General features: G+C 57.2%; 12 protein-coding genes. All 12 read left to right on the top strand.

Annotated elements, in window-relative coordinates:
• Positions 1-10: 10 nt before the first annotated feature.
• The 12 genes from L6966_RS02935 (at position 11) to rimM (ending at position 14,484) form a co-directional block, all read left to right on the top strand.
• Positions 11-1,726: an ABC transporter family substrate-binding protein gene (locus L6966_RS02935; RefSeq protein ID WP_237224397.1), complete on the top strand. Its 1,716-nt coding sequence runs from the start codon at positions 11-13 to the stop codon at positions 1,724-1,726.
• 343 nt (positions 1,727-2,069) lie between these two features.
• Positions 2,070-3,788, top strand: a complete 1,719-nt coding sequence (locus L6966_RS02930) for an ABC transporter family substrate-binding protein (RefSeq protein WP_237224398.1) — start codon at positions 2,070-2,072, stop codon at positions 3,786-3,788.
• 224 nt (positions 3,789-4,012) lie between these two features.
• A complete protein-coding gene (gene ffh, locus L6966_RS02925; protein ID WP_237224399.1) occupies positions 4,013-5,593 on the top strand; it encodes a signal recognition particle protein in 1,581 nt (526 codons plus the stop codon).
• A 352-nt stretch (positions 5,594-5,945) separates the two neighbouring features.
• Positions 5,946-6,434 (top strand): NUDIX domain-containing protein, encoded by a 489-nt coding sequence (locus L6966_RS02920; protein WP_083091246.1) that lies wholly within the window; start codon positions 5,946-5,948, stop codon positions 6,432-6,434.
• A 76-nt stretch (positions 6,435-6,510) separates the two neighbouring features.
• Positions 6,511-8,394 carry a hypothetical protein gene (locus tag L6966_RS02915; protein WP_237232834.1) on the top strand — a complete coding sequence of 628 codons (1,884 nt, stop codon included), beginning with the start codon at positions 6,511-6,513 and terminating at the stop codon, positions 8,392-8,394.
• Between the two features lie 69 nt (positions 8,395-8,463).
• Complete coding sequence (locus tag L6966_RS02910) at positions 8,464-9,828, top strand: sensor histidine kinase (protein WP_237232833.1); 1,365 nt, start codon at positions 8,464-8,466, stop codon at positions 9,826-9,828.
• Between the two features lie 6 nt (positions 9,829-9,834).
• The gene (locus L6966_RS02905) at positions 9,835-10,542 is read left to right on the top strand and encodes a response regulator transcription factor (RefSeq protein WP_083091243.1); all 708 of its coding nucleotides are present in this window, start codon (positions 9,835-9,837) and stop codon (positions 10,540-10,542) included.
• A 134-nt stretch (positions 10,543-10,676) separates the two neighbouring features.
• Positions 10,677-11,597 carry an ABC transporter ATP-binding protein gene (locus tag L6966_RS02900; RefSeq protein WP_237224402.1) on the top strand — a complete coding sequence of 307 codons (921 nt, stop codon included), beginning with the start codon at positions 10,677-10,679 and terminating at the stop codon, positions 11,595-11,597.
• Complete coding sequence (locus tag L6966_RS02895; protein ID WP_083091241.1) at positions 11,594-12,760, top strand: ABC transporter permease; 1,167 nt, start codon at positions 11,594-11,596, stop codon at positions 12,758-12,760. The genes L6966_RS02900 and L6966_RS02895 overlap by 4 nt, the downstream gene beginning before the upstream one ends.
• Before the next feature lie 206 nt (positions 12,761-12,966).
• Positions 12,967-13,407: a 30S ribosomal protein S16 gene (rpsP, locus tag L6966_RS02890; protein ID WP_083091240.1), complete on the top strand. Its 441-nt coding sequence runs from the start codon at positions 12,967-12,969 to the stop codon at positions 13,405-13,407.
• 2 nt (positions 13,408-13,409) lie between these two features.
• Complete coding sequence (locus L6966_RS02885; RefSeq protein WP_083091239.1) at positions 13,410-13,652, top strand: RNA-binding protein; 243 nt, start codon at positions 13,410-13,412, stop codon at positions 13,650-13,652.
• 217 nt (positions 13,653-13,869) lie between these two features.
• Positions 13,870-14,484, top strand: a complete 615-nt coding sequence (gene rimM / locus L6966_RS02880; protein ID WP_083091238.1) for a ribosome maturation factor RimM — start codon at positions 13,870-13,872, stop codon at positions 14,482-14,484.
• Positions 14,485-14,487: the final 3 nt, after the last annotated feature.

Genomic DNA, 14,487 nt, shown 5'->3' with positions numbered 1-14,487 from the left:
AGAAGAGAGAATGAACAAGAATCTAGTTCTTAATCGCCGTACCCTGCTCTGGGGTACCGGCATTCTGGGTACCACCGGCCTGCTGGCAGCCTGTGGTGGCTCAGATGGCAACACCACAAGTGCTGCTAGCGCCAGCATGGCAGCAGCTGGTGATGAAGTTAAGGTAGAAATCAATGAGCAGGACCTTGCTAATCTACAGAACGGAGGCACCTTTACTCTTCCGGCCAGCTCAATTGGCCCCGACTTCAACATCACCTCTCAGAACGGCAACTCAGCTGATAACGCCCTCGTTCTGTCTACCACCCACGTCAATATGGCTACCGGCCTGTGGCTCAGTGGTTTTGATGGGCAGGAAGAAGTCAACCCCGTCTTCTGCGAGAGCTATGAAGCAGAAACCGTAGACGGAGTTCAGACCATCCGCATCAAGCTCAACCCCGATGCTAAGTTCAACGATGGCACCCCCATCGATATTGAGGCGCTACGCACCTCGTGGAACGTTTTTAAGTCCACTGAAGGCGATTACAATATCGTGACCTCGGGTATGTATGAGTTCATCGAGTCTATCGAAGAAGATGGCGATGCCTTCAACGTTATCGTTACCATGAGTGAGCCCTACTACCCGGCAACTAGCCTCTTTGGTAGCGTCCTGCACCCGGCCATGGCCGACCCTGAGGTCTTCAACAATGGCTGGACCGATAACCCCAACCCCGACTATGGTATTGGCCCCTTCAAGCTGGAAGAGTGGAACTCTTCCGAAAAGCGGTTCTCCGTTGTTCCCAACGAGAACTGGCTGGGGGATCAGCCCCTGCTGGAGCGTATCACCTTCCGCCAGATGGAGGCCTCCGCAGCCCGTGCTGCCTTCCGCAATGGCGAAATTGATGCAGTGGAAGCTCGAACTTTGGCTGCCTATAAGGACGTTGAGGGTACCGCTAATGCGGAGCCCCGTCGTTCCCTGCGTCTCTTCTCCGGTGGATTGGACCTCAACCCCGCTCGCATCCAGGATGTCGCTCTGCGCCGTGCTATCTTTGCTGGCGCTGACCGTAAGGACCTCTCGGACATTCGTTTCCAGGGGCTGAACTGGACTGAGGAGACCCCCGGTTCCATGCTTCTGCTACCTGTCTCTGAGCACTACCAGGACAACTTCCCCGAAGAGCACGGTGTTGAGGCAGCTCAGAAGATTCTGGAAGATGCCGGCTACACCAAGAACGGCGACTACTATGCCAAGGACGGCACAAACGCTAGCTTCCGTGTCACCAACTTCGGTGACGACCCCGGCTCTGCTGCTCTGGCCCAGACCATGGTTGAGCAGATGAAGACCATCGGCATTGAGTGCTCTATAGACCAGCAGCCCGACGCTAACTTCGCCGCGGTGGTCGGTAACAAGGAATACGATATGACCTTCTCTGGTTTCACTGTCGGCCCTGATGCAACCATCGCAACCCGCCAGTACTACCACTCATCTAACCTTGATGGTGTTGCCGGATCCGAGGAAATCGATGCCATGATCGCTGAGATGGAAAAGATTGAGGATGACGCTGAGCGTAACGCTAAGTGCAACGAAATTGAAAAGAAATTCATGGCCGAGTTTGCAACTCTTGGTACCGTCTTCAATGGCCCCGACATCTTCTACTGCAAGACTGCCCTAGCTAACTACGGTGCCTCTATGTTTGGTAGTCCCCGTTACAACCCCAACTCTTGGTCACGTGTTGGCTGGATGAATGGCTAACCTTTTCTCGATTTATCTCGAGGGGGGGGGAGAGAGAGAATCCCCGGTCTAGCCCATACATCTTGTCCCACCACTTTCTTGGGTGGTGGGGCAAGAGTATTTTTGAAGACGATGCGATTCAGGTGCTATGTAAAAACCGAAAAGTGCTCTGTGATACCTGAGGATAGGAGAAAAGTTTAGATAAGCTAATCTATTTTTTTCAGAAATATTCAGCTCTTACGGGGCCATAATGTGAAATATGGGTTGAAAAGATATTAATATGCCGTGAATTACCTGCTAGGGTAGTCTCAATCACACAAAAAGTGTGGCGAACATTAAGTTCTGCTTATCTAAGGATTGCATCATGACTGCACGTATTAACCTCAACCGCAGGTCCTTCTTTGTCGTCTCAGGTTTAGCCGGTGTGACCGGCCTGCTGGCAGCCTGTGGTGGCGGCTCAGGCAACACAACCAGCGCAGAAACCGGTGCGGCCCTTGGCGCCGGCGACGACATTTCGCAGCTGATATCCATTAACGAACGTGACCGCTCAGAGCTCCAGGCCGGGGGTACCCTCGCCCTGGCCGCATTGGATCTAGGCCCTAACTTTAACGTAGCCACCCAAACTGGCTACACCACCTCCAACCTCAACGTCATGGCAGCGGTAAACACCGCCACCGTCAGTGGCCTCTGGAAGTCCAACGCCACCGGCGAATACAGCATCAACACTGACTACTGCCTCTCCTACGAATCCACCGAAACCGACGGTGTACAAACCATCGCCATTAAGCTGAATCCCGAGGCTAAGTTCAACGACGGTACCCCCATCGATATCAAGGCCCTGCAGGTTACCCACAAGACCCTTACCGAAGAGGGCTACAACATCGTAGACCCCGGCGTCTACGCCCACATTGCCTCCATCGAAGAAGACGGCGACGCTTTCTCCGTCAAGGTCACCATGACCGAACCCTATTACCCCATCGAGAATCTGTTTGGTACCGGTCTGGTTCACCCCGCCATGGAAGACCCGGCAATCTTCAATGACGGCCTGCTCGACACGATTAACAATGACTACCTCTCAGGGCCCTACAAGGTTGATAGTTGGGATTCAGCGCAGAAGGTGCTCACCGTCGTCCCCAACGAAAACTGGTGGGGTGAGAAGCCTCTGCTCGAACGCATCACCTTCCGCCAAATGGAAGCCTCAGCTGCCCGTGCAGCCTTCCGCAACGGTGAAATCGATGCCGTTGGAGCAAGCACCCTGACCGCCTACAAGGACGTAGAAAGCACCAGCGGCACCGAGCCCCGCCGCGGTCAGAACCTCTACGCCGGTGGCCTGATGATTAACCCCGAACGTCTCACCGATACCGCCCTGCGCCGCGCCATCTTTGCTGCTGTTGACCGCCAGGCTCTTGCGACTCTGCGTTTCAACGGTCTGAACTGGACCGAAACAGTACCCGGGTCTATGATGCTCATGCCCTTTGCCGATGACTACCAGGACAACTACCCAACAGAGGTCGGCACAGAAGTTGCCCAGAAGATTTTGACCGACGCCGGTTACAGCCAGAGCGGTGACTACATGGCCAAGGACGGGGCCAACGCCAAGTTCGCGATTACCACCTTTGGTGACGACCCTATCGCAGATGCCACCGCTCAGACCGTCGTGCAGCAGATGAAGGCAGCCGGTATTGAATGCACCATCGACAAACAACCCGATAGCAACTACTCCACCGTCATCGGCAACAAGGAATACGATGTGACCTACTCAGGTTATGGTGTGCTGGGTGACGACGCATCGAGCACAGCTGAGTATTTCTACCACTCATCGACCTACAATGGAGTGGGCACCCCCGAGCTCGATGAGATGTGCGATCGCCTGCGTACCATTCAAGACAAAACTGAACGCAACGCTCTTTCGAACGAGATTGAGAAGAAGCACATGGCCGAGGTTGCCACCATGATTCCGATTATGAACGGCCCCGAGATTGTCTTCTGTAAGACCGGTCTGGCCAACTACGGCTCCTTCCTCTTTGCCCGCCCCTACGCCAACCCGTCCGCCTACATCAACGCGGGCTGGGTCAAGGAGTAGAACCTCAACCCTACGGTGCATACATTCGATTCCTTCGCCGGTTTTCGACGGTTAAACCGTCGAAAACCGGCGAAAGCGTCGAAATAGGGATTCTGAGTCTCAATCGCGCAAACCCGGCGGCTCCTTGCCTTCATACGTTATTCTTAATAGCTGATTCTTAAAATTTGTTAGCGGGCTGTTGAGGCCCGCGACCCTAACCCAGCCACGAAAGAAGTGCACAGCCCGTGTTCAACTCACTCTCAGACCGGTTGACAGCAACCTTCAAAAACCTGCGCGGCAAAGGCAGGCTGACCGAGGCTGATATTGACGCAACAGTCCGCGAAATTCGCCGCGCCCTGCTGGATGCTGACGTCGCTGTGCCCGTCGTGCGCGAATTCACCGCGCACATCAAGGAACGGGCCCTGGGCTCTGAGGTTTCTGAAGCGCTCAACCCCTCCCAGCAGATCGTCAAGATTGTTAACGAAGAACTGGTCAATATACTGGGCGGTCAGACCCGCCGTATCAATATGGCCAAGACAGGGCCCACCATCATCATGCTGGCCGGTCTGCAGGGTGCCGGTAAAACAACCCTGGCCGGTAAGCTGGCCCACTGGCTCAAGAAGCAGGGGCACACCCCCATGCTGGTCGCCTCCGATTTGCAGCGCCCCAACGCCGTCAACCAGCTCAAGGTCGTCGGTGAACGCGCGGGTGTGCCCGTCTACGCCCCCCACCCCGGTGTCACCAGCGAGTTCGATGTGCCTACCGGTGATCCCGTGCAGGTGGCCCGTGACGGCGTAGCCGAGGCCCGAGCCAAGCTACACGACCTTGTGATTGTTGATACCGCAGGCCGTCTAGGTGTTGATGCCGAGCTGATGGCTCAGGCCCGAAATATCCGAGACGCAATTGAGCCCAATGAGGTCCTCTTCGTCATCGATGCCATGATTGGCCAGGACGCCGTCAACACCGCCAACGCCTTTAACGAGGGCGTTGATTTCACCGGCGTTGTGCTCTCAAAGCTTGACGGCGATGCCCGCGGCGGTGCCGCCCTATCGGTTGCGTCGGTGACCGGCAAGCCCATCATGTTCGCTTCAACCGGTGAAAACGTCACCGACTTTGAGCAGTTCCACCCAGATCGTATGGCCTCCCGAATCCTTGATATGGGTGACGTTCTCACTCTTATCGAGCAGGCCGAGCAGACCTGGGACAAGGCCGAAGCTGACCGTATGGCCAAGAAGTTCGTTGACCAGGAGGACTTCACCTTCGATGATTTCTTGGCCCAGATGCAGCAGATTCGCAAGATGGGCTCCATGAAAAAGCTGCTCATGATGATGCCGGGTGCCGCCCAGATTCGTCAGCAGCTTGACAACTTTGACGAGAAGGAAATAGACCGCGTCGAAGCGATTGTTCGCTCCATGACCCCTCATGAGCGGGTAGCCCCCAAAATTATTAACGGTTCCCGTCGCGCCCGTATTGCCAAGGGCGCCGGTGTGACCGTCTCTGAGGTCAACATGCTCATGGAGCGTTTCGCGCAGGCCCAGAAAATGATGAAGAAGATGGCCTCTGGCAACATGGCCGGTATGCCTGGCGGTATGCAGATGCCCGGTATGGCTGCCGCCGGTGGCGCTGCCCGCAAGAACAAGGGTAAGGGTAAGAGCAAAGCCAAAGGCAAGGCCCGCTCCGGCAATCCGGCTAAGCGCGCGGCGCAGGAGCAGGCGGCCGCCGCCAAGCAACAGGCAGCTCTCGGTTCGGCCTTCGGCCAGCAGAACCAGGACGTCAAGCCCGAGGATTTGAATCTACCCAAGGGCTTCGAGAAGTTCCTCAAGTAGCTCTCTGCGATAGGCGAGCGAGTGCGCGGCCCGCCCCCGCCTATCACTGAGAGCGCGTAGCCGTGCCCACTCCTACGAGAGGCCTATTCACGTCTGGTCGGGGGGGCTCGGACCCGTAGTAAATGTGAGTCTGGGGCATTGAGCCATGCCGGGGTTAGCCGGTTACTTATGCTTCTAGTTTGACAGGTGTGGGCTGTGCGGGGGAGCGCCTATAAAAAGATGACAGGGGCAGACCTGCGAGGTAGGCCCCTGTATTCTGCTATCAGAGTTCAACCCCCTTTTTATCTTTTGTGGGCTCTGGCTGCACGGTACATTAGGGTGTAGTGTCCACCCGCTGTCAAGGAGTAGTTCAATGGTCGATTCTTACCTGCCTGAAGATGAGCTCAAGGCCTTTATTGCGACTCTACCTACACGCCGTTTGGCAGCAGGTGCTCTGATTCGTAATGGGGCGGGGCAGATGCTGGTGGTTAAGCCCAATTATAAGGACGGCTGGACGATTCCCGGCGGTACGGTGGAGGCCGGTGAAGCCCCGCAGACCGGCTGCTTTCGTGAGGTCGCTGAGGAGGTGGGCCTTAACCTAGAGCCGGGCCGCCTGCTGGTGATTTTTCACGGGCTAGCCTTGGGAATTTGGGGCGACTCAACCTACTACATCTACGATGCGGGTGTGCTCCCTGAAGGGGCTCAGATTACCTTACAAGAAGAAGAACTGACCGGCTATGAGTGGGTTGCTCCCGAGCTCCTCGATGCCTATTTCGGCCCCAGTCATGCCCACCGTCTCCGCCAAGCCTTTCGAGCGCTTCAGACCGGTGAAGTCTATGAGTTCTCCAGCAGTGGCTCCTAGATATGGCGTGCTTTGAGCTCAGCTGGTGGGGTGAAGGCAGGCATACTATTCGTTATCTTCGTGAGGATTTGAGGTCATGACAGAATCACACCGTGAAACCGCAGATGCAGCCTACCCTGCCGCCGGTGCGGTAGGTTCGCAGGTGTTCTGGGCCCGGGTGCGCATTGACGTGGGCAAGAACCCCCAGCCCTGGCGGGCGCAGCTACCCGCTTTCTACAGAGGTGAGATAGACACCGCCCCTGTTGAGCCGGGGAACACCAAGACGCCGGCTAGCTATGAAATGCAGGTGCGGGAACAGCTGGAGACCATCATTGAAGCTCTCCGGAATCAGCAGAATGTTCCGAGTCATGAGTACACTGACGAAGAGCTACGGAGCGTTGACGAGCTAGCCCAAGATTCGGCCAAGTTTGATAGCCTGATTGAGCAAATTATGGGCACTGAGACGACCGAAGAGCATCACCTGCTCCAGACCACCGGTGCAAACGAATCAGACCCCGCCTCTAACGGCACTGAGGGTGATGGGCCTGGACACTGGGAGCTGAATCCCGACGTCCTTGCCTACCTTCAAGCCCTACCCGAAGTAACAGCGGTTGAGACCGCGCAGGGGCGCGCCCAGGTTTATTTTCTGTGTGAGAACGTTCCGGAGGCGCCCCTGCCGCGCACGGTGCTGGCGCATTCTGACGGCAGACTCAAGGCTGGCAGACCCCTCGAAGTTGTCTATCGAGAGCTGTGCGAAGCATTTCCCGGGCTCGAAGGGCAAACGGGCGGTCTAGAAATTGACTACCTGCACCTGGCGAACTTTTCTCTGGGAACCGACGCGGTTGGCCTCGACCCGCAGGGGATTAGTGCAGCGCTAGTTGAGGCATCTATGGCTGATCTGGCAGCGCACATGAAACCCACTGTATTTTCTGGTACCGTTCAGGCGGCACCGGCAGATAGGGGCTGGTCCTTGGTAACAGCAGATTCACGCACCCTAGCTGCACTTTTGCAGGCGCTCAACGTTCCCGCAATTATTGCCGAGCACACCTTCTTCGCGCAGAATCTGGCTTTTGTGTTGCCCGCCGACTCGACTGAGCCTGTGAAGGGGAGCGTAGCAGACTGGGCGAGTAAAGTTATGGGTACCCCCGATACTCCACTGATGGGCACGGTACTGACCTTTTCCTGGTCGCCCGTCAAGAAGATACTGTCTGACTCCTCTCAGCCAAACACCGACGTCGGCAACCTGGTCTGGCATATGCCGGGTCGTTTACCCGACCCCTACCAGGAGCTCGCAGCCCGCGAGAATCTAGAGCAGCTCACCTGGTTCTATGGGCTTGATGAACGGACCGCCAACAGGCTGGCTAACTACGTGCTCGATTACGGTAGTACCGATGGTCTCGAGTCAACACTACACGCCCTCGAACTGCCTGATGAGCTACTGAAGGTGCTGACCGGGGCTGTGACCCTCGATGAGTTCGTGGGCTACCGCGAGTTCGCCCCCGATATGACGGGGCTGGGCCGTCTCAAGCAGGCCGTCACCGCCTACCCCAACGGTACCGACCCGGTCAGTTCTGTCTCGCGTGAACTTTTGCAGCGGCCCTGGCTGGTGAAAGCAGATGCCGCCGCGCAGCTCGGTGCATCGGGCGCGCTGGCGCTGTGGGGAGCTCGCCGGGCATCACAGGGCCGCTCGGGCAGGGCCGCGCTGGTGGCTGCGGCTACCCTGGGTGCCCTAGGAGCCACAGAGCTGGTCATTGCGAGAGCACATGAAAAGCTGAGCGACCAGCAACAGATGCCGGTGCAGAATCTTACCGCCCGCCCGCTGTCGCTGACGGAAGAGTTGAGAGCCCAGCACGCGGTTTCAGCCAGGAGAGCTGAAGAGCCCACCGTGCCAAAGTTTCTGCGCAACGCCAAGAAGCTTGGTGCTCAGGCGGGGGAGCAGACTCGAGTTAAACTTGGCCGCTTCTTTGGTTTAGCTGAGTAGGTCGATAGTGCCGTTACCTCCGTCTGCGGGGGGAGGTAACGGCATGACCGGGCTTGATAGAGTGGGCAGGTGACTAGTTCCACTCGTTTTTCTTTCTCACAGATTGACCCAGACTGGGAGCGCCCAGCTCCATCACCGGCGTCCCTACGTAAAGATGTTCTCATCTGGCTGGTGGTTTTAGTGGTTACCCTGCTACTGAATGCGGCCTACCACTCAGCAGGTCTTTTGGGAGATGATAGCGAGCAAATCCGAAATTCCTACTGGGCAGCGGCGGGTATGACCCTGCCCCTGGCTGCACGCAGACGCTTCCCGTTGACCATGATGCTTGTAGCGACCCTGCTCTTCTTCGTCCTGAGCTATTTTTCCGTCATAGCCTCTGCGACCCTAAGCTACCAGCTGTCTTACTTCGCGGTGCTCTATGCAGGTTTGGCCTGGGGTAAGAATCGGGCCATGACCTGGATTGTTTATGCCCTAATCTGCCTCATTGTTTTACTCTGGTTTGTGATGGGATGGGTAGTGACCGATGCTGGGTACCAAATCATCGGGATTGAGGACTACCAGGGTGGGCTGTTCATCAAGCCCACCGCTAGCTATGTGATGGTTATTTTTACCAACGTGTTCTATTTCGGGTGCGCGGCGATCATGGGCCGCACCGCCTGGAGCCAGGCCTACCAGCGCACAATTCTGTCAGCTCAGGCTCAACAGCTCGAAGCTCAGAGCGCGCAGATGGCCGAGGACGCTGTGACCCGTGATCGCCTGCGCATAGCCCGGGAGCTACATGATTCGGTGGGCCATCACGTGTCGTCCATGGGGGTTCAGGCGGCAGCTGCCCGCAGGGCCCTGGAGAAGAAACCCGAGCTGGCAGCTGAGCCGCTGGCTAACATCGAGAAGTTGGCACGCTCGTCAGTCACAGAGATGAAAAACCTCATTCGTGTACTGCGTGCATCTGGAGAGGACGAGCACTCTTCTGGAACCTCTAAGGAGCCGCAGGTTGTAGACATCCTGTCTCTGGCTTCCCCGACTGTTACCGGTAACCTGTCGGTCACGGTGCAGGTGAGTTCGGAGGACCTTACGATGCTCAGCACCCTACAGCAGGGAACGCAACTCTCGATGTACCGTATGGTGCAAGAGGCGCTTACCAACGCCCGCAAGCACTCAGCTGCCCAGAGGGTGGTCATCGCCTTACGCACCGGTGGCTCCACCCATGAGGGCTGGGCCGAACTTGAAGTGACCGATGATGGGCCGGGTGTAGGCTCTAACAGTAAGAGGGAAGGCTCCCTTGCTCCCACATCTACCCACCAGGGCTACGGCGTTCAGGGAATCCGTGAACGGGCAGCAGCCCTTGGGGGCACCTCCTGCGTGGGCCGCCGTGAGGGCACGGAGGGCTGGCGAGTGCAGGTGCGGTTCCCCGCAACTTTCGATACACATTCTTAGGACGCTATGACGCTTAAAGTACTTCTTGCCGATGACCAAGACATGGTCCGTTCGGGTTTCGCTCTAATTCTCTCGATGGAGGACGACATAGAGGTTGTTGGGCAGGCCCGTAACGGAGCTGAGGCCCTGGAACTCGCTACCGCCTTACAGCCCGACGTGGTACTGATGGACGTTCAAATGCCCGTGATGGACGGAATTGCCGCTACCGCCAGCATCACCGCAAGCCTACCGGCGGTCAGCGTCCTCATTCTTACTACCTTTGATCGCGAAGACTACCTTTTTGCTGCCCTGCAGGCAGGGGCCAGCGGATTCATGCTCAAAACCTCTGAGGCTGACGAGCTAGTCGATGCTATCCGTAAGGTAGCCGGCGGCCTGGCTCTTCTCTCACCTGAGATGACTGTTCCTCTGATTGCCCGCTTTGTAGAGCAAGCGGGGAATCGGGAGGCCCTTGTAGCCTCCGGTGGGGCACAGCAAGGTGAGGGCAGGCAGGAGCTCAGCGCTGAAGATGCCTTCGCCTTGGCTACCTTGACCCCGCGCGAAAAGGAAACCCTTGAACTGCTCGCACAGGGGCTGACCAACGCTGAAATTGCTGAGCGGCTCTTTCTGGGGGCGGCCACGGTGAAAACCCACGTTTCTAATATTTTGGCTAAAACCCACAGCCGTGACCGGGTAGGAGCGGTCATCTTCGCGCACCGGGTCGGCCTAATGCACTAAACCAGCGGTGCTCTCTCAACCAGGCCCACACCGTCCGCTCTGAAATCTCCCCCGTTAGGTTCCACCTGGCGGGGGAGCCGCTCTAGTAGCCCCCCTCCTAAACTGAGTGTAATACCACACCCTAGGAGGTAATCATGACTGATCACAACAGAATTGAGGTGCGGGGCCTGACCAAGGTCTTCGGTACCGGCACCGACGCTAAAACCGTGGTGGAGGACGCGAGCTTCACCGTTGAGCCGGGATTAATGACCGGTTTTCTCGGGGCCAACGGCGCGGGCAAAACCACGAGCATGCGCATGATGATGGGCCTGCTCGAACCCACCGCCGGGCAGGTGCTGTACCGCGACCGCCCTATCACCGCCGCTGACCGAGCCGGATTTGGCTACATGCCCGAAGAACGTGGGCTCTACCCCAAACAGCCCATCCTGTCGCAACTCATCTACCTGGGGCAGCTACGCGGCATGAGCGCCGTAGCCGCCCGCACGGTCGCCACCGAGCATCTGACAGAACTGGGGCTGGGGGAGCGCCTGAACGACAAGCTCGAATCCCTCTCGTTAGGCAACCAACAGCGAGTGCAGATTGTTGCCTCCATTCTGCACCAGCCCACAGCCCTGATTCTCGATGAGCCCTTCTCAGGGCTTGACCCCAAGGCCGTGGACACCTTGGTCTCCATGATGCGAGAACTCATGCGCACCGGCGTCCCCATTCTCTTCTCATCCCACCAGCTCGACCTCGTAGACCGTCTCTGTGACCGTGTGGTTATCCTGCACAGGGGCACCGTGAGGGCCCAGGGGGCAGCCACCGAACTCCGGGAATCGGGCACCCCCCGCTACCTCTACCGGGGCGGGGTCGATGCCGCCTGGCTACGAGACATACCGGGCATTACCGTCCTTGATGTCAACGGCACTGAAGCCACTTTAGAATTTGCTCCCGGCACGCAGATGCACGAGTTACGCGCACAGATTCTGCGCGAAGGTCTCAGCCGCGACATGCACGAATTTTCTCGCCAGCTACCTACCCTCGGCGAAATTTACCGAAAGGTTACAGGACAATGACGACCCATGCAGCACCGAAAAACGCCTGGCAGATTGTGGCAACCCGAGAGGTCATGGTCAAGCTGCGCGACAAATCTTTTATTGGAAGTACCCTCCTTACCCTGGTCATTCTTCTGGCCTCTATTTTGATTCCCTACTTTCTCAACTCGGGCTCATCAAGCTACACCGTAGCCACCAGTGACGACAGGGCCTCTGCCCTGATTGCAGCAACTGACTCTGCTATCGGCGACGAAGCTAGCTACACCGCCACCCAGGTGGAGAATGCGGACGCGGCTCGCGCCTTGGTCGTTGACGGCGAGGCAGACGTCTACCTGGCGCCGGCTGAAGACGGCTGGGAACTCGTCTTCGACTCCTCTCCCGATAACACTATTATCACTGACCTAAGTTCTGCCATCTCTGCAACGGTGACCGCCGAAAACGCTACTGCCGCCGGTATCGATTTGAGCGCCCTTAACTCGGGCACCACCGTCACAACCCAGACCATCAACGGTAAGAATAACGCTGGGTTGGCTATGATAGTTTCCCTAGCTTTCGCCATGATTTTTTACATGTCAACGATTCTCTTTGGCGTGGCAATTGCTAATTCAGTGGTCGAAGAGAAACAGAATCGTATCGTTGAAATCATTGCCACCGCTATACCGCTGGGGCAACTGTTGACTGGGAAGATCATTGGCAACATTATCTTGGCCATCTTGCAAGTCGTAGTCTACGGGGCCACCGCCCTTGTAGCCATGCAGATAACAGGCTCAGCCACCGAGTTTGGCTGGATTCTGCCCTCAGCTGGCTGGTTCGCTCTCTTCTACATTGCGGGCTTCGCAGCCGTTGCAACCATCTGGGCTGCTGTTGGCGCTATGTCCGCTCGGGCTGAGGACGTCACCAACCTCTCAATCCCCCTCATGATGGTGCTCATCGCGGCCCTCTTCGCCGGTATCTATCTATCAGACTTCTGGCTTAGAGTAGTCTCCTTTGTGCCGGTGCTTTCATCCATCGCGATGCCTCGCCGCCTGCTGACTGAGGACGTGGCCTTATGGGAACCTGCGCTTGCCCTTGTGATTACACTGGCTACAGCAGCTCTGCTGACCCGTGTGGGCGCTCGCATTTACCGGGCCAACATCATGCGCGGCGGCACCTCTGTGAGCTGGAAGCAGGCCCTGAAAAAATAAAGTCGGTCAGCTTGCTCACAACACGCCTGGGTAAGCCGTCAAACTCTAGCTTAAGGCAGGCTGAGCTGGCATACTTGACGGGTACTCGATTTCACTCGGCCCCTCTCATCCGGGTGAGGTTGTGTCCGCAGAGGTCTTGAAGAAGCCCGCCCCACGAGCTGAAGCCTGACCTCGAACAGTTATAGAAAACAGGAGAAACCACTACAGTGGCTGTTAAAATTCGTCTCAAGCGTTTCGGTAAAATCCGCGATCCCCGCTACCGTGTTGTAGTAGCTGACTCACGCACCAAGCGTGACGGTAAGGCTATCGAGGAAATCGGCATTTACCACCCGACCGAGAACCCCTCGCGCATCGAGATTAACTCGGAGCGTGCCCAGTACTGGCTGTCCGTTGGCGCCCAGCCCACCGAGCAGGTAGCTGCTCTGCTGAAGCTGACCGGCGACCTGGCTGCTGCCAAGGGCGAAAAGGCTGAGTCAACCGTAAAGCCCGTTGACGCCAAGCCCGAGTTCGTTGTTCCCGAAAAGGGTTCGGTCATCCTCCCTGAGGCAATCACCCCCAAGGGCGAGGACAAGGCTGAAGAGGTAGCTGAAGAAGCTCCCGCAGAAGAGGCTGCTGACGAAGCAGCTTCTGAGGAAGCAGCTGAGTAATCATGTTGGCTGACGCTCTCGAACACCTCGTTCGGGGTATTGTTGATCACCCGGAGGACGTGAAAGTTCGTTCTAAGGACGGCCGTCGCGGTGAAACTCTGGAGGTTCGTGTCAACCCTGATGATTTGGGCCGTGTGATTGGCCGCTCCGGCCGTACCGCCCAGTCCATCCGCACCGTAGTCAACGCCATCAACGACGGCGACCACGTGCGGGTAGATGTGATTGACACCGACAAGAGACGCTAACTAAATACATAAAAAGAGGCCCCTACCGTTTCACACCAAGCGGTAGGGGCCTTCTTGCATCTGCCCCCTGGCGTCCGCGCCTTTGGCAGACCACCTGCTGGGCTAGGTCCTTTCGCTCCTGCTTACGGTCACCAGCCCCGTAACAATGAAACGGCGTAGAAGAGCCAAAACCCGGTAAAGTTAGTACAAAACCCACACACCACCTCAAGGAGAACCCATGCAGGTTCTGGTTGCCCGCATCGGCAAACCCCATGGCATTCGGGGCGAAGTCACCGTTCAGCTCTTTACGGATGCTCCTGAAGAACGCTTTGCCCCCGGTTCCGTACTCAAGATTGACAACTTTGACCCGACGTCCGCAGCGGGGCGCATCGCCCCCGCCGGCACCCTCACCGTCAAATCTTCCCGCTGGAACAAGAAAATCTTGGTCGTCGGCTTTGACGAAGTAAAAAACCGAAACCAGGCTGAAGACCTGCGGGACACCCGCCTCACCTTTGACTCTGCTAGCGAAGCAGAAACCGACGGTGACGATGAAGGCTACTATGAGCACGAACTGCTTGACCTACCCGTCTACTTGGCCGCCGACATCAAGGACGGCTACCTGCCAGAGGAGCCCGTCGCCATCGTCACCGGGCTGCAGACCATGCCCACCCAGGACCTGCTCATCCTTGAAAACACCGCAGATGGTGAAGAGGTCATGATTCCCTTCGTCGAAGAACTTGTGCCTGCCATTGACACCGAAGAAGGATACGTCATCATCAACCCGCCTGCCGGCTTGCTCGAACTCAACAGCGATGAAGACGACGAAGTAGACACCGAGAGTGAGCACAGCTAAACC

This window comes from Rothia nasisuis, from assembly GCF_928381405.1.
GTDB lineage: Bacteria > Actinomycetota > Actinomycetes > Actinomycetales > Micrococcaceae > Rothia > Rothia nasisuis.
This window is presented reverse-complemented; position numbering and strand designations above follow the sequence as displayed.

Bases quoted from the DNA above. Each gene is read 5' to 3' on its own strand.
- L6966_RS02935 (WP_237224397.1), top strand. From the start codon at position 11: ATGAACAAGAATCTAGTTCTTAATCGCCGTACCCTGCTCTGGGGTACC.
- L6966_RS02930 (WP_237224398.1), top strand. From the start codon at position 2,070: ATGACTGCACGTATTAACCTCAACCGCAGGTCCTTCTTTGTCGTCTCA.
- L6966_RS02895 (WP_083091241.1), top strand. From the start codon at position 11,594: ATGACGACCCATGCAGCACCGAAAAACGCCTGGCAGATTGTGGCAACC.
- L6966_RS02905 (WP_083091243.1), top strand. From the start codon at position 9,835: ATGACGCTTAAAGTACTTCTTGCCGATGACCAAGACATGGTCCGTTCG.
- L6966_RS02900 (WP_237224402.1), top strand. From the start codon at position 10,677: ATGACTGATCACAACAGAATTGAGGTGCGGGGCCTGACCAAGGTCTTC.
- L6966_RS02915 (WP_237232834.1), top strand. From the start codon at position 6,511: ATGACAGAATCACACCGTGAAACCGCAGATGCAGCCTACCCTGCCGCC.
- rimM (WP_083091238.1), top strand. From the start codon at position 13,870: ATGCAGGTTCTGGTTGCCCGCATCGGCAAACCCCATGGCATTCGGGGC.
- L6966_RS02920 (WP_083091246.1), top strand. From the start codon at position 5,946: ATGGTCGATTCTTACCTGCCTGAAGATGAGCTCAAGGCCTTTATTGCG.
- L6966_RS02885 (WP_083091239.1), top strand. From the start codon at position 13,410: ATGTTGGCTGACGCTCTCGAACACCTCGTTCGGGGTATTGTTGATCAC.